This is a genomic window from Streptomyces viridosporus, assembly GCF_002078235.1.
Taxonomy (GTDB): domain Bacteria; phylum Actinomycetota; class Actinomycetes; order Streptomycetales; family Streptomycetaceae; genus Streptomyces; species Streptomyces viridosporus.
Map to the genome: position 1 here is coordinate 1 of NZ_MSGP01000079.1, position 20,229 is coordinate 20,229.

Sequence of the window (20,229 nt, forward strand, 5' to 3'; positions counted from 1 at the left end):
TGAGGTGCGCCGTCCCCTGCGCCGCAGGGGCGCGAACGCACGCGTCGACGAGGGGGAACTGAGCGACCACGCAGGTGGCCATCACCAGGAGCTGACGGCTGGTGAACTCTGCTCCGGCCGCGCCGGGCCCGACCAGCAGGTCGGAGCCCAGGAACAGCACCCCGTCCCCGCGCCGCCCTCGGCCTCATGACGCAGGCGGCGGCCGCCATGGTCACCAGTGCGGCGCCGCAGGGGCCACCGCCCGGGCCGGGAGACCCACACGCGGCAGCAGCGCCGTGACCACTTCCGCCCCTCGGTTTCACCGCGGGCCGGCGGCGGCCGCGGTCGTTGCCGCAGGATTCGGCGATCCGCCTTCGTGCGGCCACCAGCTCGGCCTGGTCCTCGCTGGTCGGCCCCGGCAGCCGTCCGGTGTCGATGAGGTGCTGATGGCGCCAGACATAGATCGTCTGCTCGCTGATGTCGAGGTCGTGGGCAACCTGCCGGGCAGGCTGGCCGGCTTCGACGAGATCGAGGACCTTGCGCCGGAACTCGGCCGGGTAACCACGGGGCACAGAAGCCTCCTTGAGTGTCTGGAGCATCATCTGTCCAGCAAGGTGACTTCACCAGACGCGGGGCACATCAGAGCCTCCACCGATCCCGGAGCGGCTCAGTGCGCGAGGCCACGGCGGGCCGAGGCATCGACGTCGCCTTCGACTTCGCCGGCGTCGGAGCGGCCCGCGCCCAGGCCACCACCGTGCTCGGCCCGAACGGCGTCCTGGTGCTCGCCGACCTCACCAGGGAGCCGGTCACCGTCGCCCACAGCATCGACTTCTGCTTCAACGTCCTGCAGATCCACGGACACTATGGTTCCGAGCCGGAGCACGTGGAACAGCTCGTCGGACTGGCCGCGGCCGGACGGATCGACCTCGGCCCCTCCTCAGCGCCCACGTCCCCCTGGCCGAAGCCGCGGACGCCGTTGCCCGAGTGGAGAAGAAGATCGGAGACCCGATCCGCCTCATGCTCACCCCCTGAGCAGGAGGGGCTGTGGCCGACTCGCCCCGCACGGCGCGTGCGATCCGGTCACAGCCCCACAAGCGTCCGAGGACCGACGGCACCTGTCAGGCAGCACCCTGCCCACTGTCGAGCGCCTCGACCATGCCTGCCACGACACGATCACCGTGTTGAAGACGAACCCGATGGTCGCGTTGGCCGCCACCGTCCGGCACCTCTCCCACGACATCACCGTGATGTCCGTCGTACTGAACGTCGTCATGCTGACGGGGCGAAGTACACGTAGTCGGCCCAAGCCGCTGTCTCCCCACCCGGGAAGTCCAGCGCCGCCTCGTCCTCCACGAGGTTGTCGGCATGGAACGCGACCACGAAAGCAACCAGGACGCAGATCCAGGCGACGACGAGACGAGCGCCACCAGGCCCCGCACCGTCGCCGGGAAAGCGGAACCCAGATGCCCGGGACGCCAGACCGCTGGCACCATGAGCGCCGCCGACGCGATGAGGACCGACACTCCGGGCCCCGGTGAAGTCGAGGCGCAGCTGGCATCCAGCCGGCCGTATGACTCGCAGGTGCAGCGGGGGCTGGATATGCCGACAGCTCTGCTGAGGCTTCCGACGACGCCCACTATGGGCGCGTATCGGTCCGCGACGGACACGTCCTCGTGCGGAGCCGCACTTCTAGGGTGCGCCGCGCTTTGTCAAATCCCCCTGGTGTCAGGGGAGATGTCGTCTAGCGTCTGGTCTGTCACGAAGAGGAGGCAGTGCTGATGAGCGGGAGCGGCGGGAAACGGAGCCGTCTTTCATCCAAGACGGTTCTCGCCGTGTGGGTGCGCAGTGGAGGCAGGTGCATGCTGTGCAACGCGTACCTGTTGGAGGGGGCGATGTCGGGACGGACGCTTCCTTTGGGGGAGGTCGCGCACATCGTCGGGCAGAGCATTGATCCCCGCTCGCCGCGCGGCGGGGATCTGTTGGAGAAGGCGTTGCGGGATGAGGCGGACAATCTGATGCTGCTGTGTGCCCAGCAACATATGGAGATCGATGCGAAGGCCGCGCTGGACGTCTTCACCGTCGAGTGGCTGCGCCGTGTGAAGCAGGAGCATGAAGACCGTGTCAGGCACCTGACCGCGCTGGGGCCGGAGAGGGCCACCACGGTGGTGCGGATGGTGGGGTCGGTGCACGGAAATGCGGTCGAGCTGTCGCGGGAGACCGCTGCGGACGCTGTGACGGCAGCCCGCCGGTTTCCTTTGTACCTGGAGTCCTACACCCGGCACGGTGTGGAGATAGATCTGCGGCACACTCCCGGCGAGCAGGCAGCCGCTGCCTGGGACGCGGAATCTGCCGCCGAGGCCAGCCGTCACTACTATCGGCAGGCGACCAAGATCATCGATGACGTGGTCCGCAACCGGCTGCGACCAGGGATAGAGCGGGAATCCGTGCAGCACGTGAGCGTGTTCGGATTCGCGCGTCTGCCATTGCTGGTCTATCTCGGGTCGCTCTTGGACGACACCGTGCCGACGGACATCTACCAACGTCACCGGTACGAGCAGTCCTGGGCGTGGCCTGCCGAGAGCAGCTCGGTCACCGAGTTCGCCGCGCATCCGGTTCAGGCCGGGCCGGACGGGGTCGAGGCTGTCGTCGTGGTGAACATCTCCGGGATCATCGCCCCTTCTGAGGTTCCGCGGGAGCTTTCGATGCTGCGCCGCTACGAGGTCAGCCCGGTGGGCACGCAGGCCGGTCCGGACATACTGCGGTGCCGGGCGTCCCTGCGACAGCTGGAGGAAACGCTACGGACGCTTCTCGCGCGGCTGGAAAGGGAGGCTAAGTCGTTGCGCCGCCTGCATGTCCTGCCTGCCGTTCCCCTCTCCGCGGCTATCGCCCTGGGCCGTGCTCACCATCCGCAGGTGCACCCGCAGCTCGTGATTTACGAGCGCTTGGCGGGCAGCTACTTGCCCACCTTGGAGGTGGGGCAGGTTCCCGGCTGAGCTGCTCACGGCGGCCCGCCGTCCGGCGCCGTGGAGCGCCTTCTCATCAGGGCTTGGAGGTGTGTAGCCGCGGCCAGGTATGCCGAGTTCTGCCGGAGCGGCGCTGGGGGTGCGGGTCTTGCCGACGCCCGGCAACCTCAAGGGGCTTGCGGCCCTGCCGGGGATGCAGGGCTGCAAGTCCAGAGACGCGGGGAGTGCTCCCTACTCACTGTGAGGGATGAAGCAGTGTGCCGGGGCTGTCCCGGTGTGAGGCTGGGCGCACAGGTGCGTCCCGGATACAGGGTGGCGCATCTGGATGCCCAGCAGGGTGACCAGGGTGGCGGTGGTTGCCATCAGGTCGGCGGCCGAGCCGTGGAATGTGGGAGTGGAGCAGCCTCTTGTGGGGCGCAGTTCGTCGTCCGGGGCGGGTTCGGCCCACAGTGCGTGGTACGCCTCGAGGTTCGGGGCGTTAAGGACGTGGCCGCCAGCGGTGTGATCGATGGTGGACAGAGGGGTGTGGGTGCCGGGGGCGGCGATGGTGAGGATTCCCAGGCTAGCGGTGAGGCTGTCCGTGGCGAGCTGAGCCAGGACGGCTTTGCGGTGGGGCTGCTGGGCGAGGAGGTCGAGGAAGCGTCCGGCGGTGATGCTGACGGTGGCGTCGATGATGAGGTCGGCTTGGTCCGCGGCGGTCAGGAGGGCGGAGTCGGGGGGCGGGGTGGCGATGTCGATGCGGATGTCGTCGCGGAGGGTCCGCAGGTGGGAGGCCAGTGCTGTCGCCTTGGTCATGCCGATGTGGTGTTCGGCGTAGTTCTGCCGCACCAGCAGGCCACCGGTGACACGGCCGGGGTCGCTGAGGGTGAGATGTGAGGCGCCGGCCCGGGTCACCATCTCGGCTGCCCAGGAGCCTATGCCGCCGCAGCCCCAGATGTGGATGTGACAGTCCTGGAAGGCGCGGACGGGGCGGAGGGTGTCACGGCGGGTAGTGACTTCGGCGCGTTCGTCCGAGAGGTAGCACCATGCGATGGGGGCGTGGGCTAAGCCCTCGGGCAGGCTGCCCAGGCGGCTGGGGGCCGCGCGCCGTGCGAGGCGGCGCAGCGTGTCGCCGGCCTGAGGCGGCAGGCGGCCGGCGAGGAGGAAGGGGGACGCTGCGGATGTGGCGGGGTGTCGGACGGCCAGGACGAAGTACTGGGCGGTGCCTTCGGGGTTACGCAGGGCGCTGGCGGCGAGTGCGGTCAACAGCGCCGGGGATGGGGCGTCGGCCGGTTGCGGGGTGTGGGCAGTGGCGGAGTGGGTGAGGGTGAGGAGTTGGGCCAGAGTGCTGCCCGCGCCCAGGGGCAGCGCGTCCGCCGACAGGATCGGGGTGCGGTGGCTGTTGGAACCTGCGGGGGCGCTGGTCAGGTCGAGCCGGTCGGTGGTGCGCTGGGTGAGCCATGCCATGGCCGACCGGTGGGAGACAGGTTCTCGTACGACGACGGTGGGAGTGCCCGGGGTGTGGTGCAGGACACCGCCGACGGGGTGGTAGAGCGCGGTGGCGGGATCGAACCTGCCGGCTGCGGCGTCGGTGAGCCACTGCCACAGGCGGTTGATGACGGGGGCGATTCCGGCAGCGGGGTCCCATTCGCGAGCCGGGTCGAGGTAGAGGCACAGTCGATCACCCTGCAGGACGTGCGGGGTGCCAGCGAACCGAATGTGGGGGGTGCGCACCTGGGGCGGCATCATCGGGGTGGCGGGCAGAGTGAGGAGGAAGTCCTCACTCTCCTTGAGCTGCAGTCCTCCTGGAGCACGTGGCGTGCCGCCGGTGCAGACGCTGATGGGGATGGTGACCAGGCCGTCAGTGTCGGTACGCGGGCGGCCGGTGATGCGCAGGTCCGGCTCGTGCGCGGCTGCCAGCGCGGTGAGCTCCTCCAGGAGGCGACGCTGGGAGAGGCTGGGGCGAGCTGCGGGCGACTTGTGCTTAGTCATCCGGCACGTCCGGTGCGGGAGGTCGTGGTGATGAGCAGCGGGGTGGCGAACTTGGCCCCCGTGGGTGTGAGGGAGGCGGCGGCACGCGGCTGGTCGGGGAAGGCGTCGCCGAACAGCTTGCGCCACAGCCGCACGCTGCGGTCGTAGTCCGGCTCGTCGTAGGCTTCGCGGATCTCGCGGGCGTGGGCGTGGATGCGGGCCCGGAAGTAGCTGTAGGTCGTCTGGTCCCAGCGGTGGTCGAAGGTGACGCCCGATCCGGAAGGGTCGGCGATGGAGGGCTTGTAGGGGCGCTCCTGCAGCCATCGGTCGAGGTCCTCGACGATGGTGAGCAAGGTGGTGGGCACGTCGCTGTAGCAGCCGGGATCCATGAGCTTCTTGATCTCCTCGACGCGTTCGCCGAGCAGGGTGGTGAGGATGATGGAGCGGGTGCCGGTGAAGGAGCCGCGGTGGTTGCGCAGGTACTTCATCAGGCGGATGACCTTGCGCAGGTTGTTGTTGGCGATGCCGTCCTTCATCTGCATCCAGGCGGTAAACCCGGCCGGGTTGGTCTGCTCCCAGGTGTTGGCGTCGCGGTTGACGATCACCTCGCGGCCGTCGGCCAGCTGAAGGTAGGGGACGATGTCGACGTGCATGGAGTTGGCGTAGCTGAGCTGCACGCAGCGGCACTTGCGGGTGTGAGGCATGGCGCCGTAGATGCTGTGACGGTGGAGCGCGGCGTAGACCTTGTCGATGTAGGTCTTGGGGCTGTCGGTCCACTCGGTGTGCTCGGTGAGGTGGAGCATGAAGTCGGCGTCGAACTCACTGTCGCCGACGGGGTTGATGATGGTGCGCTGCGCCCAGGAGCCCTGAGGCTTCTTGCCGCGGACGAGCGAGCCGAGTTCGGAGTCGGCCTTGAGGGCCTTGTAGATGGCCTCGACGCGTACGTCGAGGAGGGTGAGCTTGGCCTGGCTGAGGTTCACGGTGTTCTTGAGGAAGGTGTCGAAGTTCTTGCGGCACTGCATGGCGAGGGTTCCTTTCTGCGGCGAGCCGGCTGAGGGCTCAGGGTGACGAAATGGGTGTGGGGGCATGCCGAGGGGAGACGTGGCGGCATAGGGCATGAAGGGACCGCGAAGGCATGTGGGCTTGCCCGCGATGGGGCACAGGGGTGCACACATGGGTGTGCTTGCGCGAGGGGCCTGGTGTGGGCTCACGGAGGGGGCCGGCCATGGCACTGGGCAGAGGGTCGGCCGATGCACAGCATCAGCGGATGACCTTGGGTGACGGCTGGCCATCGAGCGGAGCCGGTGCGGTCCGGTGGACGATGCCGGCCATCGTGGCCAGGCACGCGTACGCGGTACCGCCCGGGGGTGGGTTGTCCCGTCAGCCTCACGCCGAGCAGGGGCCACCCGTTATGCACAGAGACCGGTCACTCTCTGCGGTAACAAGTACACCACACACAGCGACACTCACGCAAGACGTTTTTTGAAGGTCAACCTGACTGACCTCCCTTCAGTATGGGCCACACAGTGGTTGGTTCGGCTCCTCCCCCTCAGCCTTTGGCAAACTGGGGCGGGAGAGGCGAGAGGGGCACGACTCCCAAGCGGCATGGCGGCGCCAGGAGCGCAGCGCGCGGCAGAGGGTTGGGCCGGCGGCCGAGTCTAGGTAGTGTCAGTGAGCAGGGCCGGAGAGGATACCGAGGTTCATCAGGCGGTAGGTCATGGCCATCTCACTCAACTGGAAACGCTTGGCCAGGACCCGCACGAGGTCGTCCGTCGTGCGGAAGCTGATGTGCTGTGCCGCCCGGCGGACCATGTCCTCCGGAGCCAGCAGCGCCGCGGCGAATCGGTTGGCGTCGATCTCCTCGCGGTCCGTGGCCATGCTCGAGACCGCGTTGCGGTAGTTCACGCGCGCGTCGGTGTCCAGAATAAGCGGGCGTCCTTCGTGCAGGCGCAGGTGCCCCAGTTCGTGCGCCACCGTGAAGCGCCGCCGTTCGAAGGAGTGCGCCTGGTTGACGCCGATGACGCAGGCCCCGTCCTTACGCAAGAGCATGCCAGAGACGTCGTCGTCCATGTGCTGCGGGACGACCAGGACGCCGAGGTGCTCGGCCAGGGCGAAGGGGTCGACCGGCGGGGCGTCGATCCGGAATTCCCGCAGCAGCCCGCGGGCCGCCAGGTCAGCCTTCGCCACGGACATCCCTCCTCTTCGAGGCCTGCGCCCACACCGCGGCAACATCGGCAGCATGCCGCGCGGCAAGTCCGGACGCTTCGTCCAAGTGGAGCGAGGGAAGCAGGTCGGCAGGGTCCGCGTTGACCGCTGCGGCAATCAAGGCAAGCCGGTAAAGAGGCGGGGTCTGGGTTCCGGACTCGATGTTCGTGATCGAACCGCGCGTCAGCCCTGCCTGACGCCCTACGTACTCCTGCGTCACCCCGGCACGCATCCGTGCCTCACGGATCAGCCGGGCAACAGTCTCGTTGAACTCCCGCTCGTCCACATTTCCCCCAAGCGCTGCCAGTCTCGCTGACAACTTAGTTCCCTGCCCTGCACCCGACCAGCCCTGGGCGGTGACACGCTGACCGGACCGGCCTGCTTCACCTGGCCGGACCGCGCGGTTTGCCTGGGCATGTCGGGATGCCGTCACTCGACAGAAGGCCACAGTGCCTGCGGTGACAAAAGCACTGTCGATCGCCTACCGGGGCAGGAGTACAGCCATGCGGCGCGCCAGCGCACTTCTATCCCCGCCGGGTGGGCCCTGCGATGGCCAGCGCGCACCAAGATCCGGACCAGCTCACGCCAGGAGGCCACACCGGCTGCCGTCTTGCCAGGTCAGCATGGGCACCCCCGCTGTACCACCAGCGGACGAAGCACCTGCTGTTCCCTCAAACCCAGAAATCAAGCTGCTTCCCAGAGGCCGGCGTCCAGGATCCGGGCGGCCTTGGTGATGCTGCCCGGCATCAGGTGCCGGTAGGTCTGGTACGTCTTCTCGATGGACTTGTGCCCCATCCATTCCGCGACGTCGGTGATGGGTATGCCGTTCCTGAGGCGTTCGAGGCGAAGTAGCGCCGGAAGCCGTACATCCCGACCCCCTCCCCCGGCGGGAGGTCCGCGAAGAGCTTCCTCACCCGCCGCCGCTCCATGCGTTCGGTGAAGTAGCCGCCCTTCGTGGTGCCGTGCTTCTCCTCGTACCGCTCGATCGCCTCGCGGACCGATCGCGGCAAGGGCACCTCCCGGAACTGCCCCACCTTGCGGTGCTTCAGCTTCGCCTGCTTCAGCGTGTTGAAATGGATCGCTCACGCACCCGGTACACGTCCTGCGCCCTGAACCCGAATACGTCCGGAGCAGGTGGCCATTCCGTCGCCCGCCTACGTGAAGAAGGCGCTAACGGTCGCCGACGAGGACTTGGCTCTGGAGATCGTCAAAATGGCGGGGTGCGGCCTGCGCAACGGTGAGACGCGGGCGGTGAACGCCAACAATGTGGAGTCCGTAGTCCTCCACCTGGTCGACGTAGAGCGCTGCCGGGTCCCTGGTCCGCTCGGTCGCCACGTACAGCATGATCACGAACATGCCGAAGAACAGCAGCGACGCCTTGGCCCCCCTGGCGTACGCCTCCCGAAGAATCGTCTTGAGGACCCGGAATATGCTCACCTGGTTTCCCCGGCCGACCCTGTCACTCTCCATCTCGTCCAGGAACCACTCGACCACCATCGGCGTGACCGAGTTCAGCTCCGTGATCGCAGGCGCGGGACGATGTGCACGTTGATCGAGCTGTCGACGTGCCAGCCGGTGAAATAGTCCGTCATCCTGCGCTAGCGGAGGCGCCACTGCTTGGCGTACTCCTCGACCGTCAGCTGCCCAAGTTGCCGACGGGCCGCCGCCACCGACAGCGTCGTGGTCTTCTTCTCCGCAGAAAGCTGCGTGAGGCGTTCGATCCCATCGTCCTGCGTGTCGTATTCAAGACTCGTCGCGCTGCTTGCCGAGCGCGTCCCGGAAACGGGTCGAGGACGGGTGGGAACAGCGGGTGAGCTTCGCGCAGCCGCAGGCCTTGGAGAAGGACCCCATGCCGCGGGCGAGCTGTCGGGCCGTCGATGAACCATCCGTTCAAGCCCAAGACCCGGGGCGGCTCGGTCAGACTCGGCTGCGGTACTGCCTGCAAGTCAGCGGCGGAACCCGCGGTGGGGGTCTCGCGCTTGGACGTTCAGGAACGGTTCGAACCAGGCTGCGACACGGAGATCGCCGATGCCCATGTGCTGATTCGTCTCGCCGTCCGGGTCCTCGATCCCATCGAAGCGAGCGTTGTAGAGCATCAGCACGTCGGTGTCCTGGAAGAACACTTCGGAGCACATGCCGAAGTCGTAGTCGTCACGGTGGCTGGGCAGCTTCCTGTGGTCACCAGCAGCATCGCCTTCAACCTCATGATCGGCCGCGTCACGAATGGCGAGATGAAGGACAAGCTCCTCGGCCGTGCAGGTGGGCTCGGGCCACTGCCCGCGTTCGAGGTCACTGGCGAGGTCGTCAGCGGCTCGGGCGAACCTGCGGCGCCACTGGAGGTCGGCCGCGAAGGTCAGTTTCGGGAGACAGGCGAACACCCCCCAAGTGCCGTCGTACTCGTCAGGCACCACGGTCCGGTCGCCGAGTTCCTCGCTGTCGTCATACGCCTGGTCGGCGAGCACACACAACTCCGCGTAGAGGGCGTCGGCGGTTCGGGGGGTGAGCTGCCATTGGCACTGCTCGTTCTCGCATTCCAGATCGTCACAGTGCGGCACCTCCACCGGGAACAGCGCCGCGAAGTCGGGGGCCTTCTCCTCGGCAGACGGCCCCGTCGGTTCGCCTCGGCGGACAGCAGCCTTGTGCCGCCAGCCCACACCGAAGTCGACGACCACCGGTTCCTCGCTCCAGTTGGCAAGCTCGTGCCCATTCTCGGTACGCAACTTCAGGCCCTGGGAGGCATCCTTGACCGTGTCTGCACCCTCAATCTCGCGGTCGGACTCCCCAAGCCACATCACGGCACCGACAACATCCTGTGGGTCGCCGTCCTTAAGGTCCTCATTCGGCAGGGGCTCCCAGCCCGCGCCCCTGGCTGCCTTCAGCACGGCCTGCTCGTCATGTACGTGGAACTCGCGGAGCGTTGCTACTCGGACGACCGTGCCTGTCAGGTCCATGAGGCGTGCGTCCTTCGCGGTGCGCAGGGCGCGGGTGTCCCCGTCGGCGTCACTGCCTTCGTCCCCGTCTTCGTCGACGTCATCGGCGATCTGCTCCCACTTCAGGAAGCTGCCGGGAAGCATGGGCCAGACGCCCGCGAGCGCGTGCCGTACGGCGCTACGGAGGGATGAAGCCGGAGCATCCGGCAGCTGGGCACACAGATTCTCCAGCAGTTCGGGTTCCCAAGCGACCGAGGAAGAGCGGATGGCCTGCTGGAGGATGCGCACTGCCTGCTGCGCGAGCTCGGGTTGCCGGCAGGTGAGAACAGCCTGCAGTGAGGCAGGGCCTTCTCGGTGGTGGACGAGAGCGAGGACGCGGCTCTTGCTGGGGGTGTGCTCGCAGTGGAAGCCGCGGAGCGCGGCCAGGGTCGGCTGAACAGACATGCGGAGGACTCCGAACGACGGGTGCACGGAAAGTGTGCGTGCAAGCGGGTGGAGCTCCGCTGGTGGGCACGCTGCTTACGCGCCTCCGGACGGTAAAGACTAGTGCGCTCGGCTGGTTCCCCCGGTGCTGCCGGGAGTCCGGACCTGGCTTTCACAGCTTACTCACACGAAACCGTCGAGTGCGATGGAAAGCGACGGGCACGCCCTCGACCGGCTGGAGCCCGAAGCGGGTTGTGCCCCTCCCTTGCGGCTACGCCATGCCATGGCGATCGCGCTCCCTGGCAGCCAGGTACTCACGGATGAGCCGACCGAGCACGTCGCCCTCATGGACGCGCTCGTTGAACACAGCTCGCTTGAAGGCAGCGCGCTCCTCGGGTTCCAGGAAAGCGACCAAATGCTTTGCCTTGGGATGCTGGTAACCGCAGCAGATCAGGCGCGTACAGACAGTCCGCGAAGTCCTCAGTTTCGGCGTCCGCCAAGGATGGTGGGGGTAGCCTCGCAGCTCCGCCTTGCAGCGATCGAGGATCTCGAACAGCTCAGCCTTGTTCCGGTGCTTCTCACTTCCGTAGTGCAACTGGAACCACTCGCGCCGGTCCATGTCGGCTATCTCTCGCTGCACACGCTCCACACGTCTTGTGATGCCGGCGTACACCCTGGGGGGCATACCTCGAGTTGCGAAGCCTGCCTTCGGATACCTGTGATGGAGATCCATGTCGACCACCCAGCGGCGCGCGGTACGGCCCTTCTTCCAGCGATTGCAGTCTTCGCAGGCTGGAACGAAGTTCCACCAGACGTCTGCTCCGGTATCGGCGATGGGCTTCTCGTGGTCAATCGTGGTGGCCGCGGAACGACCGCAGTAGACACACAGGCCCCGATGCGCCGTCAGGACCACGAGCCACTGCCAGGTCTTCTGCTTGCCCCGCTCGCCGCGACGGATCTTGTCCATTGCCCCCCCTCCGTTGCTGCAGGCTGATCAACGGCGATCGTAGGAGGCGACACTGACAATCGAAGGGCGAGTCGGACGTCGAGGTGGACGTCCCCCCGCTCCCCCGCGTCCGAGGCGGCGCGCGGGCAACTTCTCCAGATTCAACCTCAGCACCGCCCCGACTGGATACCGTGTCGCTCCAGTCGGCTGGAGGGGCTCACATGAAGTATGGAGATGCGGACTACATGGCTGCCCGGGACGCCATGGTAGCGATTCTGAAGGGGTGGGCCCGAGAGGGCCGGACCGACACTTACAAGGCGCTGAGCGAGGCCGTAGGACCGGAGCACCGGGTGCACTACCACAGCCGGATGATGTCGCTTCTGCTGGCAGACGTCTGCCGCAGGGACAGCACCGGTCCCGAGCCGATGCTGTCAGCACTGGTAGTCAATGGATCCAGCCGGAGGCCTTCCGACCAATTCTTCGAGCTGGCCGTTACCGAGTTCCACCGTCGGGACCCGGACTGGACCTGGGAGTGGGAGCGGGATGCAGTGCTTGACCGTTACCGCAGCCCGGTTTCGTCGTGAGTCCACTGCAGGGCAGCCACCACCGTGGACGGCTCCGGGTTGGAACCTGCCGGCTACACCGCATCCTCTCGTTGCAACGGCGGTAGAGGGGACGGACGCGATGACCGCCTCTCAGGCGTTCTCGTCATGGATCCGCGCACCCAGATCCTCCGCCCACTCCAGCGCCCACACCTTGAGTTCTTCGATCTGCCGGGAGGTGAGCCCGTAAGCCGAGTAGTCCTCATCCTCGTACCAGTCCGCTCCGATGAGCCGGTCCCGGAGGTCTTCGAGGCTGAACTCGTCGTGGGCGCGACGGCGGCCCAGGGATTCGAGGTCGGCGATGGAGCGGTGGCGGGAGGCAGCCTGGACGTCGATGAGATCGCGGACGGTGCCGCGGTCGGCGAGGGCACGGACCTTGGTGCCGATCACGTCGTCGAGGGAAAGAACGGGGCCGTAGGGGGTCTGGGCGGGTGGGGCCCAGAACGCCTCCTTGAGGACGTCGACCTCGCACTCCTCGCCGGTGTCCGGATCGGTGACAAGGAACCGGCCGCTGAGCGGATCGGTCTGGACGTGCGTGGTCCGCCATCCGCGCGCACTGAGGCCTGCTGTGAGTGATGCGACGATCTCCTGCATCGGAGCGGGGTTCTCGGTGGCGACGTCGAGGTCACGGCTGAAGCGTTCGACCAGGCCGTGGGCCTGCACGGCGTATCCGCCGGTGAGGACCAGAGGGTAGGGGGAGCCGAGGTCGAGGATGTCGGCGAGGAGACGCTCGTGGAGCGGAGTGAGCTTCACGCGGCGGTCGGGTCGGCCGGAGCGGTGCGGAGCAGCTCGGGGAAGGCGTCCTCCCAGACCTCGCGAATGTAGGGACTGATCAAGCGCCGCAGCACGGGCCACTGCTCGGTGAGCAGCCGGTGGTGCAGGAGGGCTACCAGGTCCTCACTCAGTCCTTCGGCGAGGACGGTCCGGTAGAGCGTCATGCGTGACTTCGGACGGTCCAGGCTGTAGCTCGTCCGCCCGGACCAGACGATGTGGAGCGGCAGGTCCACGTTGCCCTCGACGGGGCCGGCCAACTCCTGCAAGCGCTCGGGCAGTCGGCTGCGGTAGCGGTCCCGCAGCACCTCGGCGCGGGGGGCGGTGATCGTCGTGTCCATGCATCCAGTATCGCTGCTGGGAGTCGACAGCAGGGCGGATACGGGGCTCCTGTGTCGTACCTAGGGGTTGGGCGCCGCCCGCCCTTCCCTCGGACATTTCACCCAGTAGGCGCTCAGCGCATCATGGCCTACCCGTGCAGCCCCCAGGAGGCGCGGCAACCTGCTGCCCTGCGACCTGCACCGGCCCTGCTCGCGGGCGCGGGTGATCATGACGCAGCAGGTGACGCGGAGCCGCCCCTGATGGAGTCGGCTCCGGTCTCAGTGTCGGGGATGACGAAGGTGCCGAAGCCGAGGCCCATGCTGCGGAGGAGCTGACGAGTCACGCAGCGAACCTCCCAGCCAGGAGCCAGGCACCTCTGTCCAGGTCCCCCGCTCGTGGCAGCCACCAGCTCAGCAAGTCAGGACGCTCGCGCGCCCCATGCTGACCGTTTGCTGACCTGAGCGACCCGATCATGCAGCTGACCTGCGCAAATACCCAAATGCTAGATCTTGGACTTGAACAGAGTACGCAGCACTTTGGACTCCTGGAAGACGGCTCCCTGCCTGCTTTGTGCAGGTCAAGGGCGGTCTTCACTGTACATCGGCACGCGTCGGGCTCGAAGGTCACGAGGAACATCGGTTCTTTCCGGGGAGAAGGCCACCTGCCTGCGGCCGACCGGGGCGTCGTGACGGGAGGCGGTGATCCCCGAGCCGCGCGCGGGTCGGGCGGTGGAGGTTCACGGCAGCCGGGCTCAGCCGGGCGGCGGGTGCGGTGGATGACCGTTTCTGCGGTAGTCACGGTGGGCGTGGTCATCCGGTGGTCTTCCGGTTCCGAAGGGCTGCCGCCGGCCGTGAAGCGCGTCATTCCTCGTCCGGGGTGGGGGCTCGGGGAACGCGTAGCTCGAAGCATGCTCCGAGCGTCCGGGGGGCGAGCGTGAGGGTGCCTCGGTGGCGGTGGGCCAGGTCGCGGGCGATGGCGAGGCCCAGGCCGCTGCCGCCCCGGTCGCGGGAGCGGGCGTCGTCGAGACGGACGAAGCGTTCGAAGATGCGCTCGGCGTCCTCGGTGGGCACACCCGGTCCGTCGTCGTGCACCGTGAGGACGACCCAGGCGTCCCGGTTCCGGACGGTGATCTGGATGCGGTGTGCGGCGTGGCGGGCGGCGTTGTCGATGAGGTTGCGCAGCAGCCGTTCGTATGCGTCGGGGTTTCCGCGTGCGTATGCGGGGGCGGTGCTGTCGCAGGTGAGGGTCAGCGGCCGTTCGGCAAGGGGGTACTGCTCGGCCAGCCGGGAGGCGAGGGCTGTCAGGTCGACGGTTTCCGGGTCGGCTGTGGGGGCGCGGGTGTCGAGGCGGGCGAGGAGCAGCAGGTCTTCGGCGAGGGCCTGGAGGCGGCGGGTCTGTCGTGCGGCGGTGGTGGCCGTGGCGGGCCAGTCGGTGCGTTCCGGGTAGGCGAGGGCGACCTCCAGGCTGGCCAGCAGGGTGGTGAGGGGGCTGCGCAGTTCGTGGGCGGCGTCCGCGACGAAGCGGCGCTGCCGGGCGGCGGCGTCGTCGAGGCGTTGGAGGGTGGTGTTGAGGGTGGTGGCCAGGGCGGTGATCTCGTGTCCCGTGGCGGGGACGGTGACGCGTTCGCGGGGATCGCTCGCGGTGACCGAGGCGGTGAGGGCGCGGATGGCTTCGACCGGTCGCAACGCGATGCGGACGGTGAAGTAGGCGGCGGCGGCGATCAGTACGAGGCCGACGAGCCCGGCCCGCAGCAGCAGGCCGTCGGTGGTGCTGGTGATCGCCTCGGCCGTGTCCGGAAGCAGCACCACATAGGTCCGCAGCGTGGCGTCGGCGGTGACGCCCAGAGCGGCGGCCTCGTCGCTGCCCAGTTCACCGGCCCAGACATCGGCGTACAGGACCGGGTAGGTCCGGCCGGCCAGGTCGAATCCGTTTTCGGGGTCGTGGTCGTGGCGCACCGGTATGCGGAGGGGACGGATCGTATAGCCCCATTCGGCACCGTCATTCGGTGACGGGGCAGAGAGCGCGGAGGGGGCGGGCAGCACATGGCGGGCGCCGGGATCGAGTTCCTCCATGCCTCCGCCGGAAGCGACAGCGGTGCGTCGGCCGGTCGCGACGACCTCGTACGGCACGGCGCTTCTGCCACCGGGAACCACCCCCTCCTTCAGCTGATCGACGAGAGCGAAGAGATTTTTCCGGGCTTGTTCCTCGGCGATCTGCGTGCTCTGGCGGTAGACGTCGTGGTGTACCCACCAGCCGATGCCGGCCAGGATGACGGCGGCGGCCGAGGCGGCGGCCAGGGCCGCGCGGGCTCGTACCGAACGCGGCCACCAGCGGCGTCGCGGCTCAGTCGCGTTCACGGTCGTCCACCAGCCGGTAGCCGGTACCCCGTACGGTCTGCAAGGACTTCCGGTGGAACGCGGCGTCCACCTTCTTGCGGAGGGCGCTGACGCGCGCCTCCACCAGGTTGGGATCCTGGGCCTCGTCGGGCCACGCGTGATAGAGCAGATCCGTTTTGGAGACCGCCTGGCCCGCCCGGCGGGCCAGCAGCTCCAGCACGGCGAACTCCCGGGGTGTGAGTTCCACCCGGACCCCGGCCCGGCGGCAAACCCGGCCGGCGACGTCCAACGAGAGGTCGCCCACGGCGAGGACGGGCGGGGCGGCCGTGGCGGCTCGTCTGACCAGGGCCCGCAGCCGTGCGACGAGCACCAGGTAGGAGAAGGGTTTGGCCAGGTAGTCGTCGGCCCCCGTGTCGAGAGCCTCCGCCTGGTCCCACTCCCCGTCCTTGGCGGTGAGTACCAGGATGGGGACCGCGTTGCCCTCCCGGCGCAACTGGGCGCAGACCTTGTAGCCGTTGAGTCCGGGCAGCATCAGGTCCAGTACGACGAGGGCGTATTCGCCGGTCCGGGCCATCCACAGTCCCTGTCGGCCGTCATGGGCGACGTCGACGCTGTAGCCCTCGGCGGTCAGACCGGTGTGCAGGGTGTGGGCAAGGTCCACTTCGTCTTCGACCACCAGGATGCGCATGGGGTGCAGCCTGGCACAGTGCCGGCCCGCCTTCCTGATCGGCCGGTCAGGTTGGGTCAGCGGCCGGTCAACGAGGTCCGGGCACGCTGGCGGGGTTTCTTCGCCCCTGCTGAAAGGCCCTGTCGCCGATGTCCCTCGATGAACGCGCCCCCACCGTGACCGGGACGGTCTCCCCTCCCGTACCAGCCCGTCGACCATCACCGAGCCCGGCCACAGCCGTTGTCGTCATCGCGCCCTTGGCGCTGACCATCGCTCTGGGGCTCTGGGGTATCCGCAGGCAGAACACCCTGTGGGGGGACGAGTCCGTCACCTACCAGCTCGCGCACCGCGACCTTTCGCAGATATGGCACACCGCCCAGCAGGTCGATCTGGTCCATGCCCTCTACTACACCGTGATGCACGAGATCTTCGGTCTGTTCGGCGGAGGGCTGCTGACGTTGCGGCTGCCGTCCGTGCTGGCCATGTCCGTGGCGGCGAGCGGAGTCGGGCTTCTGGCGCTGCGCCTGGCGGGACCCCGTGCCGGGCTGCTGGCCGGGCTGGTGTTTCCGGTCCTTCCCCAGGTACAGAAGTACGCACAGGAAGGCCGCTCGTACGCCATGGTCTGTGCCCTGGTCGCCTGGGCCACCTATGCGCTCGTGGTCAGCGTCCCGCATCGCGCCCGGTGGCGGTGGGCGGTCTACGGCTTCACCATGCTGCTGGCCTGTCTGCTCCATGAGTTCGCGGTCCTCGCCCTCGTCGCACACGGCGTCACACTGGTCGTCTCCCGTGTTCCACGGCCGGTGATGAGGGCGTGGAGTGTGGCTGCGGCGGGCGTCGTGGCCGGGCTGCTGCCCCTGGCGATCCGCAGTGCGGGGCAGGCGGAGCAGGTGTCCTGGATCGGCGGACCGGTGCGGCTTCACTATTTCCTGGTCGTTGCGGTCGTGGGCCTGGTGTGTGCCCGAGCGCCCCTGGGGGGCAGGGGGCCCGTACGGCTCTCCGCGCTGGCCGTGCCGATTCTCGTGCTCCCGGGCCTTCTGCTGCTGATCGCCTCACTGGTCAAACCCCTTTTCGTCGACCGGTACGTGCTGTACAGCAATATCGGCATCGCCCTGCTGCTGGGCGCCTTGATGGAACACTTCCATCGGAAGCAGCGGTCTTCCCGCTACGTGTGGATCGCGGCGGTTGCCGTACTGGCCGCGCTCGTCCCACCGAGCCTGTCGCTGAGGACGCCCCAGAGCCGAAGCGATGACGCCACCGCCATCGGCGCCGCCGTACACGAGGCAGGCCGTCCCGGCGACGGTCTGCTCTACCTCTCCGGCCGACACCGGATCCTGACCGCGGCCGACCCCGAGGACACCCGTCTCCTGACGGATCTGGCCCTGGCACAGGACCCCGTTTCGTCGAACACACTCGCAGGCGTCGAGCTTCCCGCCCGGGAAATCGCGGCACGCATGCTGGACTTCGACCGGATCGTCGTGGTCCGCGCGGCGGGTGCGCACTCGCTGACCGATCCGCGGGAGCAAGCGAAGACAAGCACCCTGCGGCGCCACTTCCGCGCGTACGGAACGACGCACGTCAACGGGGCACGAGTCACCGTCTACGTCCGAGACCACGACCCGTCCCCGAAGGACGGTCCTCGATCCAACAGCCCGGGAGCGAGCGGTGGGGTGAGGAGGTGACCGCGACCGGTGCCGGCCCGGGCGGCACCATCGCCGGCACGCTGTCCCGACCGGGCGGCGCTGCTGTTGCGGCGCGGGCGCCCTGTCACCACCGCCGAGATCGTCCACGCCGTAGAGGGCGAGGACGTGATGCCAGATCTTGGACTTGAACGGAGTACGCGGCACTTCGGACCCCTGGAGGACGGCTCCCTGACCGCACTTCCGCGGGGACCGGACCGTGGTGACGCCGCCCGCCGGACCGTGCCGAGCGCGAGGGGCGCCGCCACCACGGCGGCGACCCTCGCGCTCATCAGCGATGTCTTCGTGCGGGCCTCGTCAGGCGCGGGTCCAGCGTTGGTTGTTGCCGTTCGAGCAGGAGTAGAGCTGGATCCGGGTGCCGTTGGCGGTGCCGCTCCCGGCTGCGTCGAGGCAGAGGCCGGACTGGACGCCGACGATGGATCCGTTGGAGTTGAGGCGCCACTTCTGGTTGTCGCCACCCCAGCAGCTGTAGATCTGGACCTTGGCGCCGTTGCCGGTGCCGGCGGCGTCCAGGCACTTGTTGCCGTAGACCCTGAGCTCACCGGCATCGGTGTACGTCCACTGCTGGTTGGTCCCGTTGTGGCAGTCCCACAGCTGGACCTGGGTGCCGTCGGTGGTGCTGCTGCTGGGCACGTCCAGGCAGCGGCCCGAACCGACACCCTTGATCGTTCCGCCGTCCGCGGGCGGTGTGGTGGAGCCGCCGTTGAGTGCGTTGAGGACCGCGGTGTACGCGGGCTTCTTGCTGCCGTCGTTGTTGAACAGCAGCGGCGTGTGCTCCGATCGCCAGGAGTCGCTGTCGCGCACACCCCAGACGGTGATGCCGAGGCAGCGCGAGACGGCCAGGCAGTCGTTGACCACGTTGGCGTAGGTCGTGGCCGAGGCACCCTGGATGTCGAGTTCGGTGATGGCCACGTCGACGCCGAGGGCGGCGAAGTTCTGCAGGGTGGTGCGGAAGTTGCTGTTGTAGGGGCTGCCGCTGTTGAAGTGCGACTGGAAGCCGACGCAGTCGATCGGCACACCGCGCTGCTTGAAGTCCCGCACCATGGCGTACATGGCCTGGGTCTTGGCCCAGGTCCAGTCCTCGACGTTGTAGTCGTTGTAGCAGAGCTTGGCGGACGGGTCGGCGGCGCGCGCGGTGCGGAAGGCGACCTCGATCCAGTCGTTGCCGGTGCGCTGCAGGTTGGAGTCGCGCCGGGCTCCCGAACTTCCGTCGGCGAAGGCCTCGTTCACGACGTCCCACTGCGCGATCTTGCCCTTGTAGTGGCTCATCACGCCGTTGATGTGGTCGATCATCGCCTGGCGCAGCGCGCTGCCGCTGAGGCTCTGCATCCAGCCGGGCTGCTGGGAGTGCCAGGCCAGGGTGTGGCCGCGCACCTGCTTGCCGTTCTGCACCGCCCAGTTGTAGACGCGGTCGGCGGCGCTGAAGTTGAACTGGCCCCGCTGCGGCTGGGTGGCGTCGATCTTCATCTCGTTCTCGGCCGTCACCGAGTTGAACTCCCGGGCCGCGATCGTCGCGTACGTCGAGTCGCTCAGCCTGTTCGCGGCGATGGCGACGCCGAAGTAGCGGCCGCTCTGCGCCGCCGCGGCGCCGAGCGTGCTCTCGGCGGCCTGAGCGGGCGGCGGCGCGACCAGGGTGGCGACCACACCGAGGACGCCGGCGACCAGCGCCAGCAGCAGAACGCGGACCTTCCGCCGGACGGCGGGTCTGGGAAGGGCGGACAAGCCCATGGCTGTGCCTCCAAAGTAGGAATGACGGGATCACCGGACACCGCGGTCGTGGGACCCGGGAGGATCTCAACCGGCAGGGACGGGCCCGGCCGGCCGTCGAGTGACGTACGCCGGGCGGCAGCGGTCCTTCGACACGGGCACGGGGTACTCCATCGCGGCTCAGCCGGGAGGCCGTCACGCGGCGTCGCACACCTCTCCGCCTGCACGGAGGGTCAGGGTGCGTCGGTGCGAGCCTCACCGGGACGAAAAACGGGGTGGCGCAGGTGCTTCGGTGCGCGGATCCGTCGTGCAGCTGTGCGCGGCTCTGCGGTGCGGCACGGTCTGCCCGGGACCAGCGCTGTTCGAAATTTCGTCCTACGGTCGGTTTACCAGACAGGATGATTGAGGGATTGACAGTGACTCGTCAACCCTCACGACAGAAAAAATTTCCGATCTCCATTCGAAACTTTCGATGCCGCATGGAGGTGGATGGCTCCCTCGACCGGCGAGCCGCACCGCACACCACCTGCGGTTCCACCGTCGACGCAAGGGCCCGTCACGCCCGGAGGGAGGAACTGTTTGCGGACAGATCGGCAGCAGACCTTGACCGGAGAGCCCTGCCTTCCTAGCTTGTGGCGTCACAGAACCGGGATCACTTCGAAACTTTCGAACTCGTCCCTGCCCCGGCGCGGCTGCCGCTCCGCGGTTCATCGGCGGCACCTCACCCCGCCC

At 68.1% G+C, this 20,229-nt stretch carries 17 protein-coding genes and 1 pseudogene; 4 read left to right on the top strand and 14 right to left on the bottom strand.

What is annotated here, in order from left to right; translation table 11 throughout:
• Positions 1-190, top strand: a 190-nt coding sequence (locus B7L92_RS41955; RefSeq protein ID WP_255310769.1) for a hypothetical protein, incomplete at its 5' end; no start/stop codon positions are given.
• 211 nt (positions 191-401) lie between these two features.
• Here the strand turns inward: B7L92_RS41955 and B7L92_RS41960 are convergent.
• A pseudogene (locus B7L92_RS41960) lies at positions 402-581 on the bottom strand (transposase); the annotation flags it as partial.
• A 65-nt stretch (positions 582-646) separates the two neighbouring features.
• Positions 647-835: a hypothetical protein gene (locus B7L92_RS40540; protein ID WP_159460998.1), complete on the bottom strand. Its 189-nt coding sequence runs from the start codon at positions 833-835 to the stop codon at positions 647-649.
• Between the two features lie 1,003 nt (positions 836-1,838).
• Between B7L92_RS40540 and B7L92_RS05620 the strand changes: the two genes are divergently transcribed.
• Positions 1,839-2,972: an SAVED domain-containing protein gene (locus B7L92_RS05620; RefSeq protein ID WP_255310767.1), complete on the top strand. Its 1,134-nt coding sequence runs from the start codon at positions 1,839-1,841 to the stop codon at positions 2,970-2,972.
• A 201-nt stretch (positions 2,973-3,173) separates the two neighbouring features.
• Here B7L92_RS05620 and B7L92_RS05625 read toward each other — a convergent pair whose 3' ends face one another.
• From B7L92_RS05625 to B7L92_RS05655, 7 genes are all read right to left on the bottom strand, one after another.
• A complete protein-coding gene (locus tag B7L92_RS05625; protein ID WP_081236371.1) occupies positions 3,174-4,913 on the bottom strand; it encodes a ThiF family adenylyltransferase in 1,740 nt (579 codons plus the stop codon).
• Positions 4,910-5,914, bottom strand: coding sequence for an SMODS domain-containing nucleotidyltransferase (locus B7L92_RS05630; protein WP_081236372.1), 1,005 nt, complete (start codon positions 5,912-5,914; stop codon positions 4,910-4,912). Before B7L92_RS05630 ends, B7L92_RS05625 begins: the two co-directional genes overlap by 4 nt.
• Positions 5,915-6,560: 646 nt before the next feature.
• Positions 6,561-7,079 (bottom strand): ImmA/IrrE family metallo-endopeptidase, encoded by a 519-nt coding sequence (locus B7L92_RS05635; protein WP_081236373.1) that lies wholly within the window; start codon positions 7,077-7,079, stop codon positions 6,561-6,563.
• Positions 7,066-7,383 (bottom strand): helix-turn-helix domain-containing protein, encoded by a 318-nt coding sequence (locus tag B7L92_RS05640; RefSeq protein WP_081236374.1) that lies wholly within the window; start codon positions 7,381-7,383, stop codon positions 7,066-7,068. The genes B7L92_RS05635 and B7L92_RS05640 overlap by 14 nt, the downstream gene beginning before the upstream one ends.
• A gap of 884 nt (positions 7,384-8,267) precedes the next feature.
• Positions 8,268-8,594 (bottom strand): hypothetical protein, encoded by a 327-nt coding sequence (locus B7L92_RS41970; protein WP_255310768.1) that lies wholly within the window; start codon positions 8,592-8,594, stop codon positions 8,268-8,270.
• A gap of 449 nt (positions 8,595-9,043) precedes the next feature.
• The gene (locus B7L92_RS05650; protein WP_143626243.1) at positions 9,044-10,471 is read right to left on the bottom strand and encodes a hypothetical protein; all 1,428 of its coding nucleotides are present in this window, start codon (positions 10,469-10,471) and stop codon (positions 9,044-9,046) included.
• Between the two features lie 250 nt (positions 10,472-10,721).
• On the bottom strand, positions 10,722-11,417 hold the full coding sequence (locus B7L92_RS05655) for an HNH endonuclease (protein ID WP_081236376.1): 696 nt from the start codon (positions 11,415-11,417) through the stop codon (positions 10,722-10,724).
• A 200-nt stretch (positions 11,418-11,617) separates the two neighbouring features.
• Between B7L92_RS05655 and B7L92_RS05660 the strand changes: the two genes are divergently transcribed.
• Complete coding sequence (locus B7L92_RS05660) at positions 11,618-11,980, top strand: hypothetical protein (RefSeq protein ID WP_081236377.1); 363 nt, start codon at positions 11,618-11,620, stop codon at positions 11,978-11,980.
• A gap of 111 nt (positions 11,981-12,091) precedes the next feature.
• Here the strand turns inward: B7L92_RS05660 and B7L92_RS05665 are convergent, their stop codons facing one another.
• The 4 genes from B7L92_RS05665 to B7L92_RS05680 form a co-directional block, all read right to left on the bottom strand.
• The gene (locus tag B7L92_RS05665; protein WP_081236378.1) at positions 12,092-12,751 is read right to left on the bottom strand and encodes a nucleotidyl transferase AbiEii/AbiGii toxin family protein; all 660 of its coding nucleotides are present in this window, start codon (positions 12,749-12,751) and stop codon (positions 12,092-12,094) included.
• Positions 12,748-13,110 carry a hypothetical protein gene (locus B7L92_RS05670; protein ID WP_081236379.1) on the bottom strand — a complete coding sequence of 121 codons (363 nt, stop codon included), beginning with the start codon at positions 13,108-13,110 and terminating at the stop codon, positions 12,748-12,750. The genes B7L92_RS05665 and B7L92_RS05670 overlap by 4 nt, the downstream gene beginning before the upstream one ends.
• A gap of 840 nt (positions 13,111-13,950) precedes the next feature.
• Positions 13,951-15,447, bottom strand: a complete 1,497-nt coding sequence (locus tag B7L92_RS05675) for a sensor histidine kinase (RefSeq protein WP_081236380.1) — start codon at positions 15,445-15,447, stop codon at positions 13,951-13,953.
• Positions 15,434-16,114 carry a response regulator transcription factor gene (locus tag B7L92_RS05680; protein ID WP_016823567.1) on the bottom strand — a complete coding sequence of 227 codons (681 nt, stop codon included), beginning with the start codon at positions 16,112-16,114 and terminating at the stop codon, positions 15,434-15,436. The genes B7L92_RS05675 and B7L92_RS05680 overlap by 14 nt, the downstream gene beginning before the upstream one ends.
• 128 nt (positions 16,115-16,242) lie before the next feature.
• On the opposite strand from B7L92_RS05680, the gene B7L92_RS05685 reads away from it, so the two are divergent.
• Positions 16,243-17,772, top strand: a complete 1,530-nt coding sequence (locus B7L92_RS05685; RefSeq protein WP_081236381.1) for a glycosyltransferase family 39 protein — start codon at positions 16,243-16,245, stop codon at positions 17,770-17,772.
• Positions 17,773-18,087: 315 nt separating this feature from the next.
• Here B7L92_RS05685 and B7L92_RS05690 read toward each other — a convergent pair whose 3' ends face one another.
• The gene (locus tag B7L92_RS05690; protein ID WP_081236382.1) at positions 18,088-19,518 is read right to left on the bottom strand and encodes an endo-1,4-beta-xylanase; all 1,431 of its coding nucleotides are present in this window, start codon (positions 19,516-19,518) and stop codon (positions 18,088-18,090) included.
• Positions 19,519-20,229: the final 711 nt, after the last annotated feature.